The sequence below is a fragment of the Gordonia sp. N1V genome (assembly GCF_029269935.1).
Classification (GTDB): Bacteria; Actinomycetota; Actinomycetes; order Mycobacteriales; family Mycobacteriaceae; genus Gordonia; species Gordonia polyisoprenivorans.
This window is the reverse complement of sequence record NZ_JARJDD010000009.1, coordinates 32,635-48,193: the sequence shown is the minus strand read 5'-3', so window position 1 is coordinate 48,193 and position 15,559 is coordinate 32,635. Positions and strand designations below refer to the sequence as shown.

The window sequence follows — 15,559 nt, the reverse complement described above, 5'->3', positions numbered from 1 at the left end:
CAGAACCCATGCAGCGCAACGTGTTCAACGACGACCACCAAGCCTTCCGCAAGACCATTCGCGACTTCATCGCCAAGGAGGTCGTACCCGTCCACCACGACTGGGAGAAGCAAGGCCATCCGCCGCGCGAGTTCTACAACAAGCTCGGTGAGCTCGGGGTGCTCGGCATCGAGGCGCCCGAGGAATACGGCGGCGGCGGCGAGCACGACTTCACCTACTCGATGGTCATCGCCGAGGAATGCGCGCTGGCCGGAGTGACCTTCGGCAGCTATTCGGTGCATGCCAACCTCATCCTGCCCTACCTGATGGAATACGCGACCGACGAGCAGAAGCAGCGGTGGCTACCCGGATTCTGTTCCGGCGAGCTGATGTTCGCGATTGCGATGACCGAGCCCGGCACCGGGTCGGATCTGGCCAACATCTCCACCACCGCCAGACTCAGCAAGGACGGCGACCACTACATCCTCGACGGTGCCAAGACATTCATCACCGGCGGCGCCCTGGCCGACCGCATCCTGGTGGTCTGCCGCACGTCGGCCTTCGACCCCGACAACCGCCGCGGCGGCCTGTCGATCCTGGTGGTCGACACCTCCTCCGAGGGCTTCGCCGTGGGCCGCAAGCTGGAGAAGATCGGACTCAAGGCCTCCGACACCGCCGAACTGTCGTTCAGTTCCGTCCGCGTGCCGGTGGCCGATCGCCTGGGCGAGGAGGGCGCCGGATTCCGGTACCTCACACACAATCTGGCGCAGGAGCGGCTCACCATCGCGATCGGCTCGGCGGCCACCGCCGCCGCTGCCCTGCAACATGCACTCGCCTACACCCGCGAGCGTGACGTCTTCGGGCGTCCCGTCGCCTCTTTCCAGAACACGAAGTTCGTGCTCGCCGAATGCTCCGCGGAAGTCGAGGCGATCCAGCAGTTCGTCGATCACGCTCTGACGCTGCACAACTCGGGTGAGCTGTCGGTTCCCGACGCCGCCCGCGCCAAACTGTTCGCCACCGACACCGCGGGCCGGGTCATCGACAAATGCCTGCAGCTGCACGGCGGCTACGGCTACATCACCGAGTTCCCCATCGCCCGCCTCTACGCCGACACCCGCGTATCGCGGATCTACGGCGGGACCAACGAGGTGATGAAGACGATCATCGCCAAGGATCTGGGGCTGTAGCGACCGCCTGCGACGCGCACCCCGCCCCCCTTCCCCCGATGGTCGAGATGCACGGCGCCCCAGGCGCCGGGCCGTCCCCCGATGGTCGAGATAAACGGCGCCCAGCCGCCTGGCCTTCCCCCCGATGGTCGAGATAAACGGCGCCCAGCCGCCTGGCCCTCCCCCCGATGGTCGAGGTGCGAGCCGCGTGCGGCGAGCCTCGAGACCCGGCGAGACATCAAGCCTCCCAACCACATCCACCCACCACAGCAAAGCCGCACCCCCTACCACGCCCCACCGACAGAAAACTGCCGCCAGCCCACCCCCGAAACTCGTTGTCCACAAGCACCTTTCCCTCCTCAGAACTGTCGAACAATCTTGCCATAATCCATATGTTCGAGTACCATGAAGGCATCACACCGATCAGCCACCGGGGAGGGGCCCGTGACGGCCACCGCCGCAACTCTTGACGTGAAAGGTGTTGACGCCGAAGCAGTCTTCGCCGACATCGTCAGCCGATCCGCGGACACCCGAACAGATCTGTGCTGCCACGTTCGAGACGATCGTGGAGTTGGCGGCACAAGGATTGGCCGACACCACCTTCTCGGCGAAACCGACCAACGGGTTGTTGTGGACCTGGTCGGCGGACAACCCGGCCCTCGGTGAGGATCTGCAGAACATGGGAGCCATCACCGAAGCCACCGCGAAACTATTGTCGTGCGACACCACAATCACCAAGATCATGCTCGACCCCAACGGTGTACCGCACAGTGTCGGCGAAGAAAAACGCTTCTTCACCCCCGGACAACGGAAAGCGTTGCTGGTGCGGGACCGCGGGTGCATCAAATGCGGAGCCCACGCCGGACGCTGCCAAGCACACCATGTGCACCACTGGGCCGATGGTGGTCCCACCGACATCCACAACGGCTGCCTGCTGTGCAGCAGCTGCCATGACGACGTCGACCACCACGGCTGGAACATCGTCCTCGGCTTCGACCGCCACCCCTGGCTGATCCCACCCGCCAGCATCGATCCGAAACGACGACCCGTGCCGTCCTATCACCGACGCACCATGCGACTCGACGACGCCGCAGCCTGATCTGCCCTACTACTTGATTCCCTGCACCCGGCATCGCCGGGACCGCATCTGTTGTTTGAGAACTCAATAGCGAACCGCCCACGTTGGTCGAGATGATCACCGTGGGGCCCGGCCGCATCTCACTGCCCGCGTCTCACTCCCCGCGGAGCTCCTGTAACCACGCACGTGCGGAGGCGTCCGACGGTGAACGCCAGTCACCGCGTGGCGACAGCGAACCGCCGGAACCGATCTTGGGTCCGTTGGGCATGGCTGTGCGCTTGAACTGGTTGGCCATGAACCGCTGGCAGAAAACCTTGAGCCACTTGTCGATCGTCGCCGCGTCGTAGACGTTGCGGTCGTCGATCGGCTCGGTATCCCACGGCGTTCGGTCGAGATCACCCCAAGCTTGACGAGCGAGGTACGCGACTTTGCTGGGACGGTAGCCGAACCGGGTGAGATAGTAGAGAAAGAAGTCGTGCAATTCGTACGGCCCGACGGTGTCTTCGGTGGATTGAATCGCACCGTCCTCGCCTGGCGGTACCAATTCGGGTGAGATCACGTCGGCAAGGATCTCGGCGAGAACCTCACTGGTCTCATCGGAGAACTCACCGGAGCTGATCATCCACCGGATGAGATGGCGGACAAGCGTTTTGGGAACCGACCCGTTGACGTTGTAGTGCGACATCTGATCACCGACGCCGTAGGTGCACCATCCGAGGGCGAGCTCGGAAAGATCTCCCGTACCGAGGACGATGGCGCCATGGTGGTTGGCCAGGCGGAACAGGTGTGAGGTCCGTTCCCCGGCCTGCACGTTCTCGAACGTCACATCGAAGACCTTCTCGCCACGCGAGTACGGGTGGTCGAGGTCGGCGAGCATCTGCTCGCACGACGGGCGGATGTCGAGTTCCGTCCCACTCACGCCCAGCGAGTCCATTAGGATATGCGCCCGCCGCAGTGTTGCGCCTCCGGTGGCGAAGCCTGGCATGGTGTAGGCCAGAATATTGGTGCGCGGCAACTCGAGTCGGTCGAAGGTGTCCACCGCGACCAACAACGCAAGGGTCGAATCGAGTCCACCGGAAACACCGATGACGATCTTCTCGAGTCCCGTCGCACGCAAGCGCGCCGCGAGTCCCTGCACCTGGATGTTGCCGACTTCCCGACAACGTTCATCGAGGTCGCTGGTGCCGCTGGGCACGAACGGGAACCGCGCAATGGCACGTCGCAGCACATCGACGTCATCGGTTCCGGGCTGCACGCCGAAGATGAAACCGATGCGCCGCAACCTTTTCAGGTCCTCGGCATGGTCGCCGACCTGATCGCGCACACTGGTCATACGCATGCGCTCCTGGCGCAGACGGTCGAGATCGATGTCGGCGGTGATGGATTGGGCACCCATCTCGAATTGCTTACTGCGTGTGAGCAGGGTCCCGTTCTCGGTGATCAACGCGTCGCCGTCCCACGCGAGATCGGTCGTGGATTCACCGAACCCGGCCGCCACGTACAGGTGCGCGGCGATGCAGCGCGCGGAATGGCTGGTACTCAACAACTTCCGGTACGACTCTTTCCCGACGGTGACCGGGCTACCCGACAGATTCGCCAGGATGGTCGCGCCGGCCAGCGAGGCCCACACGCTCGGCGGGATGGGCACCCAGCCGTCCTCGCAGATCTCCACGTGCAGGCAGAATCCCGGGACATCCTCGGCGTCGAAGAGGAGATCCGCACCGAACGGGACGTCGGAGCCGAAGAGCCGCAACGTATCCTGCGGCGCATCGCGGGCGGCACTGTAGTAGCGCTTGTCGTAGAACTCCCGATAGTTGGCCAGATACGACTTGGGGATCACGCCCAGTACTGCGCCGTCACGGATCACCGCGGCACAGTTGTACAGGCCGTCGCCGACCACCAGCGGTAACCCCACCACCACGAGCGGGGTCAACCCTGCACTGGCGTCGACGATCGACTTCAGTGCGTCGCGACAACCGTCGAGAATCGCATCCTGCTGGACGAGATCGTCGATGCTGTAACCACACAAACCCATCTCGGGGAAGACGACGAGCAGCGAGCCCTCTGCGGCGCCCTGCCGCATCGACTCGACGATCGCCTCGGCATTGGCCTTCGGATCGGCGATGCGGACAACCGGGATTGCCCCGGTGACCCGCGCGAAACCATGGTCGTGAACAGACACGGTCTCAGCCTAACTGCGAGGCCGTTCGCGGCGTCGACCCTCAGTCGTCACACGCCTCGATCAACGCCTTGAGTTGGTGATCGAAGGCCTCGGCGATCACCTCGACGTCGGGCACCTCGTCGGGGCAGGTCAAGATGCCGACGTTGAGGTGCCCGTCGACGGAGAAGACGGTGATGTTGAGAGCCAGGCCGTGGAAGATCGGGCCGAGCGGATAGATGGCGGCGACCTTCGCCCCGCAGAAGTACATCGGGAAGTCGGGGCCGGCGACGTTGGAGACGGTCACGTTGAAGACCGGTGGGTGATTCAGGGCGAGCTTGCGGTCGCCGTAGAACTTCATCAGTGTCGACAGCGTGGTGCCGGGGGCGAATTGCGCCCACGCACGCAGGATGTTCGCGTCGATGTCGGCGTGGTGTTCCTTGGCGCGGCGGGCGAGTTCGCCGGCACGTTCGAGCCTTTCGACCGGATCGGCGACGTCCGACGGCAATTCGGTGAACATGCCGGTGACCTTGTTGGTGCCGTTGACCACCAGATCGCGCTCGTCGGCATCGTGGACCGACACCGGGACCATCGCCACCAACGGCGAGCCCGGTAGATCCCCGTGCTGGGAGAGATATTCGCGCAGCGCACCGCCGACCATCGCGAGCACCACGTCGTTGACCTTCACCCCGAAGCGGTTCTTCACCCGCTTGACGTCGTCGAGGGAGAGTTGGGTGGTCGCGATGCTGCGGTGCGGTGAGATCGGCCCGTTGAACACGGTGCGGGGCGCGGCGAAGGGGGCGGGCATCCCGGTGCGCGACCGCGACCGGCGAAACCACTCGATCGGTACGCCTGCGGTTTGCGGGAGCAGTTTGGCCATCGCGATCGGTCGCTGCACGAAGTAGTTGAGGGCGCCGGAGATCACCATGCCGGTGCGGTTGGCTCCACCGGCGGTCTCGGCGACCTTCTCCGGGTCGACGTCGGGCTCGTCGGGGGTCAGGCTGCAGAGCTGGCCGAGCACCTCGGCGGTGGTGACCCCGTCGACGCTGGCGTGGTGCATCCGCAGGAACGCGCAGATCTTGCCGTCGGCGCTGCCCTCGATGATCCACAGCTCCCACAGCGGTTTACCCCGATCAAGGGCTTGCCCGGCGAGGTGGCCGCAGAGCTCGTTGAGTTCCTTCTTGCCCGCGGGCGAGGGCAACGCGACGCGGTGCACGTGCCGATCGATGTCGAAGTGGTCGTCCTCGACCCACACCGGGTGGTCGATGTTGAGCGCGGAGTTCTCCAGTTTGCGTCGCAACATGGGCATCGCGGCAACCCGCGCGTTGAGCTGGGTACGCATTCGGGTGAAGCTGTAACCACCGGGAATGGTGCTCGCATCGAGTTCCATGATCCCCACGACATGCATCAACTGCGAGCGCGTCTCCAGATACAGGAACGACGCGTCCAAACCACTCAACCGCTGCACTGCGGACCTCCACTTGTCTCGGCCGGAGCACCCGTGAGTGCTTCGGCGACGCGGCCCTCTTTCGGCCCCCGAAACCATTCTGCTCCCCGTCGGCGGTCATCCCCACACATTGCGCGAGAATGCGAAATTCGACCGATTCGGTTCCCGTCACCGTAGGGTGGACACGTGTCCAACGCAGCCGCCGCACCGACCTTCGACGCCGCCGAACTCGACGCGGCCTTTGCCGACTTCCAGCGGACCGTCGCCGAGATCGGGGTCAGCCGGGACTGGGACCGCTTCGCCGACCTGTTCACCACCGACGCCGACTACGTGGAGCACGCTCTGGGCGTCATGCGTGGTCGCGAGGAGATCCGGGCGTGGATCTGGAAGACGATGACGGCATTCCCGGGCAGCCACATGACCGGATTCCCGGCACTGTGGCACGTCGCCGACCCGTCGACCGCACGGGTGATCTGCGAGGTGGACAACCCGATGCGCGATCCCGGCGACGGCAGCCTCATCACAGCGACCAACATCACCATCCTCACCTACGCCGGCGACGGCCTGTGGTCGCGCGAGGAGGACGTCTACAACCCGCTCGAGTTCGGTGCCGCCGCCATGAAGTGGTGTGAAAGGGCATCTGACCTCGGTACTCTCGACGACAGCGCGGCCGAATGGATGCGCCGGATCGGGCCGGCGTTCGCCGTGCGCCGCTGATCTGTCGATCACCTGTGAGTACGCGTCCGGGTCTGGACCCGGGCAAAGCCGACCCCTCAGGATGGTGAGCCGGGGTAACACCATTCGCGCCCACAGCGACATCCGAAAGACAGCAGCATCGGAAAGACAGCGACATCACCCCATAGCAACATGACCGAGAGGTCGGGTTACGACACCGTAGGTAATGACTTGGGTTCGGCCTGGTATGTGCCGTAGCCTGTAATGCTGACCCAACCGTGTGCGCACCGACCCCACACGTATGCGACCACCGTTCGGAGGAATCTCTATGGCACGTGCACTGACTCAACTGGAGCTCTTGCAGGAACTCGCTCCGGTTGCCGAAGAGAACGTGAACCGACACCTCAAGATCGCCCGCGACTGGAACCCGCACGACTACATCCCGTGGGATGAGGGCAAGAACTACCCGGCGCTGGGCGGCCCGGACTACGACCCCGAGCAGTCGCAGCTCAGCGAGGTCGCCAAGGCCGCAATGATCACCAACCTGCTGACCGAGGACAACCTGCCCTCGTATCACCGCGTGATCGCCGACAACTTCTCGATGGATTCTGCGTGGGGCCACTGGGTCGGTCGGTGGACCGCCGAGGAGAACCGTCACGGCATCGTGATGCGCGACTACCTCGTGGTGACCCGCGGTGTCGATCCCGCCGCCCTCGAGGCCGACCGCATGGTCCACATGACCAACGGCTACGACCCGATGCTCGCCGCCGCCGGACGCGCGGACGAGTTGGAGGAGCACGCCGACGAGTTGGGCATCCTGCACTCCGTCGCCTACGTCACCTTCCAGGAGCTGGCCACCCGGGTGAGCCACCGCAACACCGGCAAGGCCTGCAACGACCCGATCGCCGACAAGATGCTGCAGCGCATCGCCGCCGACGAGAACCTGCACATGATCTTCTACCGCAACATCTGTGGCGCCGGGATGGATCTGGCACCGGATCAGACGCTGCGCGCGGTCACCGACATCGTCACCAACTTCCAGATGCCTGGCGCCGGCATGCCCAACTTCCGCCGCCACGGCGTGTTGATGGCCAAGCACGGCATCTACGACCTGCGCCAGCACCTCGAAGAGGTCGTGCAGCCGGTGCTGCGCAAGTGGCGGGTCTTCGAACGCGAGGACTTCACCAGCGAGGGCGAGAAGACCCGCGAGGAGCTCGCCGCCTTCCTCGAGCAACTCGAGAAGGACACCCTCAAGTTCGAGGAGATGCGCGACCGCGCCCTCGCCCGCGAGGCCAAGAAGCGGGAGCGTCAGGCATCCTGAGCACCGCACCGACCCTGACCGCACCGGCGTCCTCGATCACCGAGGGCGCCGGTTCGGCGTCTGTCCCGCACGCCCCGTCCGACCCGACGTCCCGAGCATCCGGGCTGCGCATCGGACCGTTCGAGTTGTCGAGCCCGGTGGTCCTCGCACCGATGGCCGGGGTCACCAACGTCGCCTTCCGCACCCTGTGCCGCGAACTCGAACTCGCCCGCACCGGGACGGTGTCGGGGCTCTACGTGTGCGAAATGGTCACCGCGCGAGCGCTTGTCGAGCGCCATCCGGTGACGATGCACATGACCACCTTCGGCCCGGACGAGAGTCCGCGGTCCATGCAGCTGTACACGGTCGACCCGCGCTACACCTACGAGGCCGCGAAGATGATCGTCGAGGAGAACCTCGCCGACCACATCGACATGAACTTCGGTTGCCCGGTCCCCAAGGTGACCCGCAAGGGTGGTGGATCGGCGATCCCCTACAAGCGCACCCTGTTCCGCAAGATCGTCGCCGCCGCGGTGCGCGCCACCGAGGGCACCGACGTCCCGGTCACCGTGAAGTTCCGCATCGGCATCGACGACGAGCACCACACCCACCTCGACGCCGGGCGTATCGCCGCCGAAGAGGGTGTGAAAGCCGTTGCGCTGCATGCCCGTACCGCGTCGCAGCGATATTCCGGGCACGCCGACTGGGATGAGATCGCACGTCTCAAGGAGCACGTCACCGATGTCCCGGTGCTCGGTAACGGCGACATCTTCGAGCCCGCCGACGCGGTGGCGATGATGCAGCGCACCGGGTGTGACGGCGTCGTCATCGGCCGCGGCTGCCTCGGCCGGCCGTGGCTGTTCGCCGAGCTCGCCGCCGAGCTGAACGGCCTGCCCGCACCCGCCGCGCCCACCCTGGGCGAGGTCGCGGCCATCATCGTGCGCCACGGTGAGCTTCTCGCCGACCACCACGGCGAGGACAAGGGCATGCGCGAGATTCGCAAGCACGTCGCCTGGTATCTCCGCGGTTTCCCTGCCGGATCGGATCTGCGCCAACGACTTTCACTGGTCACCACACTGTCGGAGCTGCGCGATCTGGTGGCCACACTGCCCGCCGAGGCCCCGTTCCCCGACGACGGACACGGTCCTCGTGGGCGTCAGGGATCACCCGCCAAGGTGGCGCTCCCGGACGGCTGGCTCGACGATCCCGACGAGGACGTGGTTCCGGCCGGCGCCGAGGTGATGCACTCCGGCGGGTGAGCGGAGACCTGCGCGACGCGTGCCCACTCGGCCGGGATCGGCGACCGGCGCGAGTGCTTCACAGCGGAGACTAAGTAAGATGTCGCAAGGTCCTGCTGCGGCAGGTTCGTGATCGGAGCGTGCCGCACGCGTTGAACCCCGACGACGCGGTCCACGAAAGCTTGCCGGGGGAAGAGGAACTGTCAGTTGAGTCGTTCGACGCCGAACAAGGGCGCCCAGCCGGGTGACGGCGACGACCCCAACGCTCGCCGTACCGGCGACGATCGTGGGTCGGGCTTCGCCGCGTCCGGTGAGAGCCCACCCGCCGATCGGCTCCGCGAGCCCCGCTCCGCGGATCGGTTCGTCCGGGGGCGCAATCGGCTGACCGTGCGGCAGCTGATGGAACAGATGAATGCCGACGATGCGTCGGCCGGAGCCTCCGACGACACCCCGACCCAGGCCATCCCGCCGACCCGCCCGAGACTCCGACGACCACGGTCGAGCCCGCCTGCTGCGCCTGCCCACCCGCGTGCGGACCCGCCGACCGAGTCGATTCCCCCGGTCCCGCCCTACGCACCGGCCGACGTCACCCAGAAGCTTCCCCCGGTCACCGACACACCGACCGGCGTGGATCTCTCCGACCAGGCCACCGCGCGCCGTGCCAGCGAGGAGTCGCGCGCACAGGGCTCCCACGCCGCACCGGTCGCACCCGAGGAGTTCGAGCCGGTCACACGGGTCGCACCGGCCGGCGACACCGAGGACGCACCCACCCCCGACGCCGCCGACACCGGCACCGACACTCCTGCCGCCGCCCCCGAGACCGTGCACGCGGCCTCCGCCGAGGCCACCGAACCAACCGGACCCCCGCTGCAGCGCACACCGGATCTGGCGGCGATGGCGCGCTCGCGTCCCCGTCGGGTGCGGGCTCGCACGCGCAAGCAGGTGATGCGACGCAACGCCACGGTGACCGGTCGAATCCTGGTCGCGGTGGCCTGCGTGATGGCACTGGTCGGCACCGGCTTCGTCTGGGGTTATCTGAACTCCAAGAACGGCGCCTGGCGCAACATCATGGCCGTGAACCCCGACGACACCAACATCCGCAACAAGAACGCCCAGTACGGCGACGAGAACTACCTCATCGTCGGCACCGATACCCGGAGCGGGCAGAACGGCGACGTCGGCGCGGGTACCACCGCCGACGTGGAGGGCGCCCGCTCCGACACCGTCATCCTCGTCAACATCCCCGCCGACCGCAGCCGGGTCGTAGCCGTGTCGTTCCCACGTGATCTGCAGGTCGACCGGCCCGAATGCGAGCAGTGGGACAACGACAAGGGCTCCTACGGCGCGCCGCTGGGCGCCGAGACGCAGGTGAAACTCAACAGCGTCTACGCCGACGGTGGTCCGCAGTGCCTGGTGCGGGTCATCACCGAGATGAGCGGTCTGAACATCAACCACTTCATCGCGATGGACTTCGAGGGCTTCGAGAAGGTCGTCAACGCGGTCGGCGGTGTGGAGGTCTGTTCGACCCAACCGATCTACGACTACGAGCTCGGTCAGATCCTGCGCAAACCGGGCAAGCAGAAGCTGACCGGCCGACGCGCGCTGAACTATGTCCGCGCCCGCATGGTCTCCACCGAGGGCAACGGCGACTACGGCCGCATCAAACGGCAGCAGCTGTTCATGTCGTCGCTGCTGCGGTCGAGTCTGTCGAGCAACGTGCTGACCAATCCGGCGAAGCTGAATTCGATCGTCAACACGTTCATCAATTACAGCTACGTCGACAACGTCAACACCGAGTCACTGCTGCAGCTCGCGGAGTCGATGCAGGGCATCGAGGCCGGCCGGGTCACCTTCATCACCCTGCCCACCAGCGGCACCGCCACCGACGGCAGCAACAACGAGCTACCCAACACCGACGCCATCAACGCGATCTTCAACGCGATCATCGATGATCAGCCGCTGCCCGGCGAGCAGGCCGAGAAGGCCGGCACCAGCTCGAGCACCCGCCCGTCGACGACCACGCCGGCTGCTCCGACCAAGGTGGCGGCGACCGCCCAGAACCCCGGCAACGTCTCGCTGCGGGTCCTCAACGGCAGTGGGCGCAGCGGCATCGCCAGTGAGGTCTCCGACCAGATGTCGGCGCAGGGATTCGACGTCCAGGGCGTCGCCGACGCGTCGGAGAACCGCACCGACACCGTCATCCGGTACGGCACCGGTTCGGAGGACTCTGCGGCCACGGTGGCCGAGATGTTCCCGGGCGCCTCGATCCAGCTCGACCGCACGGTGCGCGACGGTGTGGAGGTCATTCTGGGGTCGGAGTTCGACGGATCGGTCGGGACGGCTCCCGCGGTCGGTACGACGCTCTCGGCGTCGTCGTTGCCGCCGGCGGCCAACACCTCGAATCTGCCCAATGACCTGGCCATCACCAACGCCGGTGACACCACCTGTTCGTGACCTGCACCACGCCGTTCGGCGGGTATGACGGCCCTCGTCGAACCGCCGATCACCGTTCACGGTGTGTTCACCCGGCGGGTGACGGTGAGCGCTCGACACAGGCAGTAGCCTTGATACATGCGGACCGCCTACCAGGAACAACTCCACTCACTCAACACCATCCTGGGTGAGATGTGCGACCTCGCGGGCTCGGCGATGGAGCGCGCGACCCGCTCGCTGCTCCAAGCCGATCTCGCGATCGCCGAAGAGGTCATCAGTGAGAACGACCGGATGAACGAACTCGCCACCCGCGCCGAGGAGCAGGCCTTCGGGCTGCTGGCCCTGCAGGCCCCGGTGGCAGGTGATCTGCGCGGCATCGTCAGCGCGCTGCAGATCGTCGCCGACGCCGACCGCATGGGCGCGCTCGCGCTGCACGTCGCCAAGGTCGCACGCCGTCGCCACCCCGCCAAGGCGCTGCCCGAGGAGGTCGCAGGCTACTTCGCGGAGATGGGCCGGTTGGCCGTGCATCTCGCGCGGAACGCCCGCGAGGCCCTCGATTCGCAGGATCCGCAGGCCGCCGTCCGTCTCGAGGAGGACGACGACGCCATGGACGACCTGCACCGTCACCTGTTCACCGTGCTGATGGACCGGGAATGGGACCACGGGGTGGCCTCCGCGGTCGACATCACCCTGCTCGGCCGCTACTACGAGCGTTTCGCCGACCACGCCGTCATGATCGGACGCCGAGTGGTGTTCCAGGCGACCGGCAAGACTCTCGCCGAACTGGACGTCTAGGGCGTCTCACCCTGGTCACTTCCGCTTTCGTGGTGCAGCACGCTCCTGTGTGCTGCACCACGTTTCGTGTCTGCGTGTGATACCCGATCCGAGGTCACCGATCGGTGTGCATCGGGGCCTGGCGACCGGCTAGCGTAGCTCGTCATGAGCCTGCACTCTCCCGCCGACCAGGATGTCAACGCCGCCGGGGATCAGGGCGACGTCGGAGCCGGGGTGTGTGCCCGGCAGCTGCTCACCTACGCCGGGGTGATCGCGTCGCTGCTGGTGCTACTCGCGATTCTCTACCTCAACATGTGACAAAACCTCAGCACGTGACAGGACCACGACATACGACGAGTCCCCGGCCGCCGATGGCTTCGTGCCACTGCCAGGCGGTCCGGGGACTTCGGTCGTTGCGTGCTCCCGGCCTCAGCCGAAGCGTCCCGAGATGTAGTCCTCGGTCTCGCGCTTGGTGGGGTTGGAGAAGATCGTCTCGGTGTCGTTGATCTCGACGAGCTGGCCGGGCTGGCCGACCCCTTCGAGGTTGAAGAACGCCGTCTGATCGCTCACCCGCGCGGCCTGCTGCATGTTGTGGGTGACGATGACGATCGTGTAGTCCTTCTTGAGCTCCCCCATCAGGTCCTCGATGGCCAGGGTCGAGATGGGGTCGAGCGCCGAGCACGGCTCGTCCATCAGCAACACATCCGGGGAGACCGCGATCGCGCGGGCGATGCACAGACGCTGCTGCTGACCGCCGGAGAGCCCGCCACCGGGCTTGTCGAGGCGGTCCTTGACCTCTTCCCACAGGTTCGCGCCGCGCAGGCTGCGTTCGCACACCTCGTTGAGCTGCGACTTGCCCCGCACACCCTGCAGTTTGAGCCCGGCGACCACGTTGTCGCGGATCGACATCGTCGGGAACGGGTTGGGGCGCTGGAACACCATGCCGATGGTCGTACGGACGCTGGTGGGGTTCACGCCCTTGCCGTAGATGTCCTCACCGTCGAGCAGCACGCTGCCCACCGCGTAGGCGCCCGGGATCTCCTCGTGCATCCGGTTGAGGGTGCGCAGCACGGTCGACTTGCCGCAGCCCGACGGGCCGATGAACGCGGTGATGCTGCGCGGCGGTACCGAGAGCGTCACGTCCTTCACGGCGTGGAACTTGCCGTAGTAGATGTTCAGGTCTTTGATGTCGAGGCGCTTGGCCATGGAACTACTTTCTTTACGGCGTTGGATGAGCCTTGGCCACACAGCCCCTTTCGACTGCGGGCGCGGCTCAGACTTACTTGGTCTTGGGGGCCAGCAACTTCGAGAGCACGGCGGCGAACAGGTTGAGGACGGCGACGATGATGATCAGGGTGAGCGCGGCGCCCCAGTAGTAGAACGACGACGCGGGCTGACTCGCCGCCCACATGTCCTTGATGAACAGGGGCAACGAGTTCATGCCGCCCTCGAACGGGTTGGTCTTGACCATGGTGCTCGCCGGTCCGGCGAGGATCAGCACCGGCGCGGTCTCACCCATGATGCGGGCGATGGCCAGGAAGATGCCCGACAGCATGCCCGACAGCGCGGTCGGGATGACGATGCGCATGATGGTCTTCCACTTGGGGATGCCCAGCGCATAGGAGGCTTCGCGGAGTTCGTCGGGAACGAGTTTGAGCATCTCCTCGGTGGAGCGCACGACGATCGGGATCATCAGCAGGATCAGTGCGAGGCTCACCATGAAGCCGCTCTGCCCCATCGACAACCCGATGACGAAGACGGTGAAGATGAACAGCGTGGCCACGATCGACGGCACGCCGGCGAGGATGTCGACCATGAAGCTGACCGGCTTCACCAGCCGCGACGTCGGATACTCGACGAGCATGACCGCGGTCAGCACAGCGATCGGCACCGAGATGATCGCGGCGACGAGCGCCTGGATGATAGAACCGATGATGGCCGGCGCGACGCCCGCCCCGAACTGGGTGGTGGTGTCGATGCCGTAGGCGTCGCCGAACCACCAGTTCGGGTCGGTGATGGCACCGACGCCCTTGGAGATGACCGTCCACAGCAGCCACACCAACGGAATGACGCCGATGACGAAGCATCCGATGAAGATGCCCTTCGCCGAATTGTTGCGCAGTTTCCGGCTCAGCGAGACCTCGCGAAAGGCCGTGCCGGAGGCCTTGATCGGGCCGCCCCCGGGAGTTTTGTCCATCGTGACGGTCATCCGTTCACCTTTCCACCGGCGACCGAACGGGCGATCGCATTGACCACGAATGTGAGGATGAACAGCACCAGACCTGCTGCGATGTACGCACTCTGGGTGTCGCGGCTGCCGACGAACTCGCCGACGTCGCGGGCGATCTTGGAGGCGAAGGTGTCACCACCCTCGAACAGCGACCACTTGAGGCGGCCGACAGCCGAACTCAGGATGATCATCACTGCGATGGTCTCGCCCAGTGCGCGTCCGAGGGCGAGCATCGACGCGGCGATCATGCCGGAGCGTCCGTAGGGGAAGGAGGTCATCCGGATGACCTCCCACTTGGTGGCGCCGAGCGCGAGCGCGGCCTCCTTCTGACCGCTCGGCGTCTGGCGCAGCACCTCGCGGGTGATGGAGGTGATGATCGGCAGCATCATGATCGCGAGCACGATGCCCGCGGTGAAGACGGTGCCGCCGCCGGCGACCGACGTGCTGCCCGAGGAGAACAGGAAGAACCAGCCCAGCGAGCTGTTCAACCATTCCGCGAACGGCGCGATGAACGGCGCGAGGATGTAGATGCCCCAGAGGCCGAAGATGATCGAGGGCACCGCGGCGAGCAGGTCGATGACCGCACCGAGCGGCCGGGAGATCTGCCGCGGTGCGTATTCGACGAGGAAGACCGCGATGCCGATGGCGATCGGCGTCGCCAGCGCCAGGGCGAAGACCGACGACAATGCGGTGGCCCGGAACAACTCCCACACACCGAAGCGCACGGAGTTGCCGTCGAAGTTCGACTGGCTGACCTGCCACTCCGAGGAGAACAGGAAGTTCGCGTTGTTCGCCGCGATCGCCGGTATGGCATCGACGATCAGTGAGATACCGATACCGGCGATCAGGGCGATGACGAAGAACCCGGTACCCCGGGCGAGATAGGAGAAGACGCGGTCACCGGTGGCACCTCGGTGGCTACGCAGGCCCGGGTGGAGTTGCTCGTCGAGTTCTCGCTCTTCTTCGGGCGGTAACTGGTTGGGCGTTTCGGGCGGCTGCGCGCCGGGGTCGTACGGATTGTCCGTATGACCCCGGCCCGTACCGGTGGTGTCATCCACTGACATAACTCTTATCGCCTAGG

At 65.8% G+C, this 15,559-nt stretch carries 13 protein-coding genes; 8 read left to right on the top strand and 5 right to left on the bottom strand.

Annotated features, from left to right (window positions below; all coding sequences use genetic code 11):
- The first annotated feature begins 8 nt into the window (after positions 1-8).
- Positions 9-1,166 (top strand): acyl-CoA dehydrogenase family protein, encoded by a 1,158-nt coding sequence (locus P3L18_RS13500; protein WP_276114329.1) that lies wholly within the window; start codon positions 9-11, stop codon positions 1,164-1,166.
- A gap of 457 nt (positions 1,167-1,623) precedes the next feature.
- Entirely contained in the window at positions 1,624-2,244 is a 621-nt protein-coding gene (locus P3L18_RS13495; RefSeq protein ID WP_346348430.1) for an HNH endonuclease signature motif containing protein, read from the top strand.
- Between the two features lie 133 nt (positions 2,245-2,377).
- Here the strand turns inward: P3L18_RS13495 and P3L18_RS13490 are convergent, their stop codons facing one another.
- Together P3L18_RS13490 and P3L18_RS13485 are read right to left on the bottom strand one after the other, a co-directional pair.
- A complete protein-coding gene (locus tag P3L18_RS13490) occupies positions 2,378-4,405 on the bottom strand; it encodes an NAD(+) synthase (protein WP_276114328.1) in 2,028 nt (675 codons plus the stop codon).
- Positions 4,406-4,445: 40 nt separating this feature from the next.
- Complete coding sequence (locus P3L18_RS13485; protein WP_276114327.1) at positions 4,446-5,849, bottom strand: wax ester/triacylglycerol synthase family O-acyltransferase; 1,404 nt, start codon at positions 5,847-5,849, stop codon at positions 4,446-4,448.
- Positions 5,850-6,014: 165 nt separating this feature from the next.
- On the opposite strand from P3L18_RS13485, the gene P3L18_RS13480 reads away from it, so the two are divergent.
- The 6 genes from P3L18_RS13480 (at position 6,015) to P3L18_RS13455 (ending at position 12,566) form a co-directional block, all read left to right on the top strand.
- Positions 6,015-6,545, top strand: coding sequence for a nuclear transport factor 2 family protein (locus P3L18_RS13480; protein ID WP_079930766.1), 531 nt, complete (start codon positions 6,015-6,017; stop codon positions 6,543-6,545).
- 286 nt (positions 6,546-6,831) lie between these two features.
- Positions 6,832-7,824 (top strand): acyl-ACP desaturase, encoded by a 993-nt coding sequence (locus P3L18_RS13475; protein WP_006368156.1) that lies wholly within the window; start codon positions 6,832-6,834, stop codon positions 7,822-7,824.
- Between the two features lie 104 nt (positions 7,825-7,928).
- Positions 7,929-9,062, top strand: a complete 1,134-nt coding sequence (gene dusB, locus P3L18_RS13470; RefSeq protein ID WP_276114411.1) for a tRNA dihydrouridine synthase DusB — start codon at positions 7,929-7,931, stop codon at positions 9,060-9,062.
- 186 nt (positions 9,063-9,248) lie between these two features.
- Positions 9,249-11,495: an LCP family protein gene (locus P3L18_RS13465; protein WP_276114326.1), complete on the top strand. Its 2,247-nt coding sequence runs from the start codon at positions 9,249-9,251 to the stop codon at positions 11,493-11,495.
- A gap of 117 nt (positions 11,496-11,612) precedes the next feature.
- Entirely contained in the window at positions 11,613-12,269 is a 657-nt protein-coding gene (gene phoU / locus P3L18_RS13460; protein WP_079930768.1) for a phosphate signaling complex protein PhoU, read from the top strand.
- A 144-nt stretch (positions 12,270-12,413) separates the two neighbouring features.
- On the top strand, positions 12,414-12,566 hold the full coding sequence (locus tag P3L18_RS13455; RefSeq protein ID WP_172398886.1) for a hypothetical protein: 153 nt from the start codon (positions 12,414-12,416) through the stop codon (positions 12,564-12,566).
- Between the two features lie 111 nt (positions 12,567-12,677).
- Here the strand turns inward: P3L18_RS13455 and pstB are convergent, their stop codons facing one another.
- From pstB to pstC, 3 genes are all read right to left on the bottom strand, one after another.
- Positions 12,678-13,454 (bottom strand): phosphate ABC transporter ATP-binding protein PstB, encoded by a 777-nt coding sequence (gene pstB, locus P3L18_RS13450; RefSeq protein WP_014361332.1) that lies wholly within the window; start codon positions 13,452-13,454, stop codon positions 12,678-12,680.
- A 73-nt stretch (positions 13,455-13,527) separates the two neighbouring features.
- On the bottom strand, positions 13,528-14,457 hold the full coding sequence (gene pstA / locus P3L18_RS13445) for a phosphate ABC transporter permease PstA (protein ID WP_006368150.1): 930 nt from the start codon (positions 14,455-14,457) through the stop codon (positions 13,528-13,530).
- A complete protein-coding gene (gene pstC, locus P3L18_RS13440) occupies positions 14,454-15,542 on the bottom strand; it encodes a phosphate ABC transporter permease subunit PstC (protein ID WP_079930769.1) in 1,089 nt (362 codons plus the stop codon). Before pstC ends, pstA begins: the two co-directional genes overlap by 4 nt.
- Between the last annotated feature and the right edge of the window lie 17 nt (positions 15,543-15,559).

What these genes read in the sequence shown, in the direction of transcription:
- pstC (WP_079930769.1), bottom strand. Translation starts at nt 15,542, where the DNA reads ATGTCAGTGGATGACACCACCGGTACGGGCCGGGGTCATACGGACAAT.
- P3L18_RS13455 (WP_172398886.1), top strand. Translation starts at nt 12,414, where the DNA reads ATGAGCCTGCACTCTCCCGCCGACCAGGATGTCAACGCCGCCGGGGAT.
- phoU (WP_079930768.1), top strand. Translation starts at nt 11,613, where the DNA reads ATGCGGACCGCCTACCAGGAACAACTCCACTCACTCAACACCATCCTG.
- pstB (WP_014361332.1), bottom strand. Translation starts at nt 13,454, where the DNA reads ATGGCCAAGCGCCTCGACATCAAAGACCTGAACATCTACTACGGCAAG.
- P3L18_RS13475 (WP_006368156.1), top strand. Translation starts at nt 6,832, where the DNA reads ATGGCACGTGCACTGACTCAACTGGAGCTCTTGCAGGAACTCGCTCCG.
- pstA (WP_006368150.1), bottom strand. Translation starts at nt 14,457, where the DNA reads ATGACCGTCACGATGGACAAAACTCCCGGGGGCGGCCCGATCAAGGCC.
- P3L18_RS13500 (WP_276114329.1), top strand. Translation starts at nt 9, where the DNA reads ATGCAGCGCAACGTGTTCAACGACGACCACCAAGCCTTCCGCAAGACC.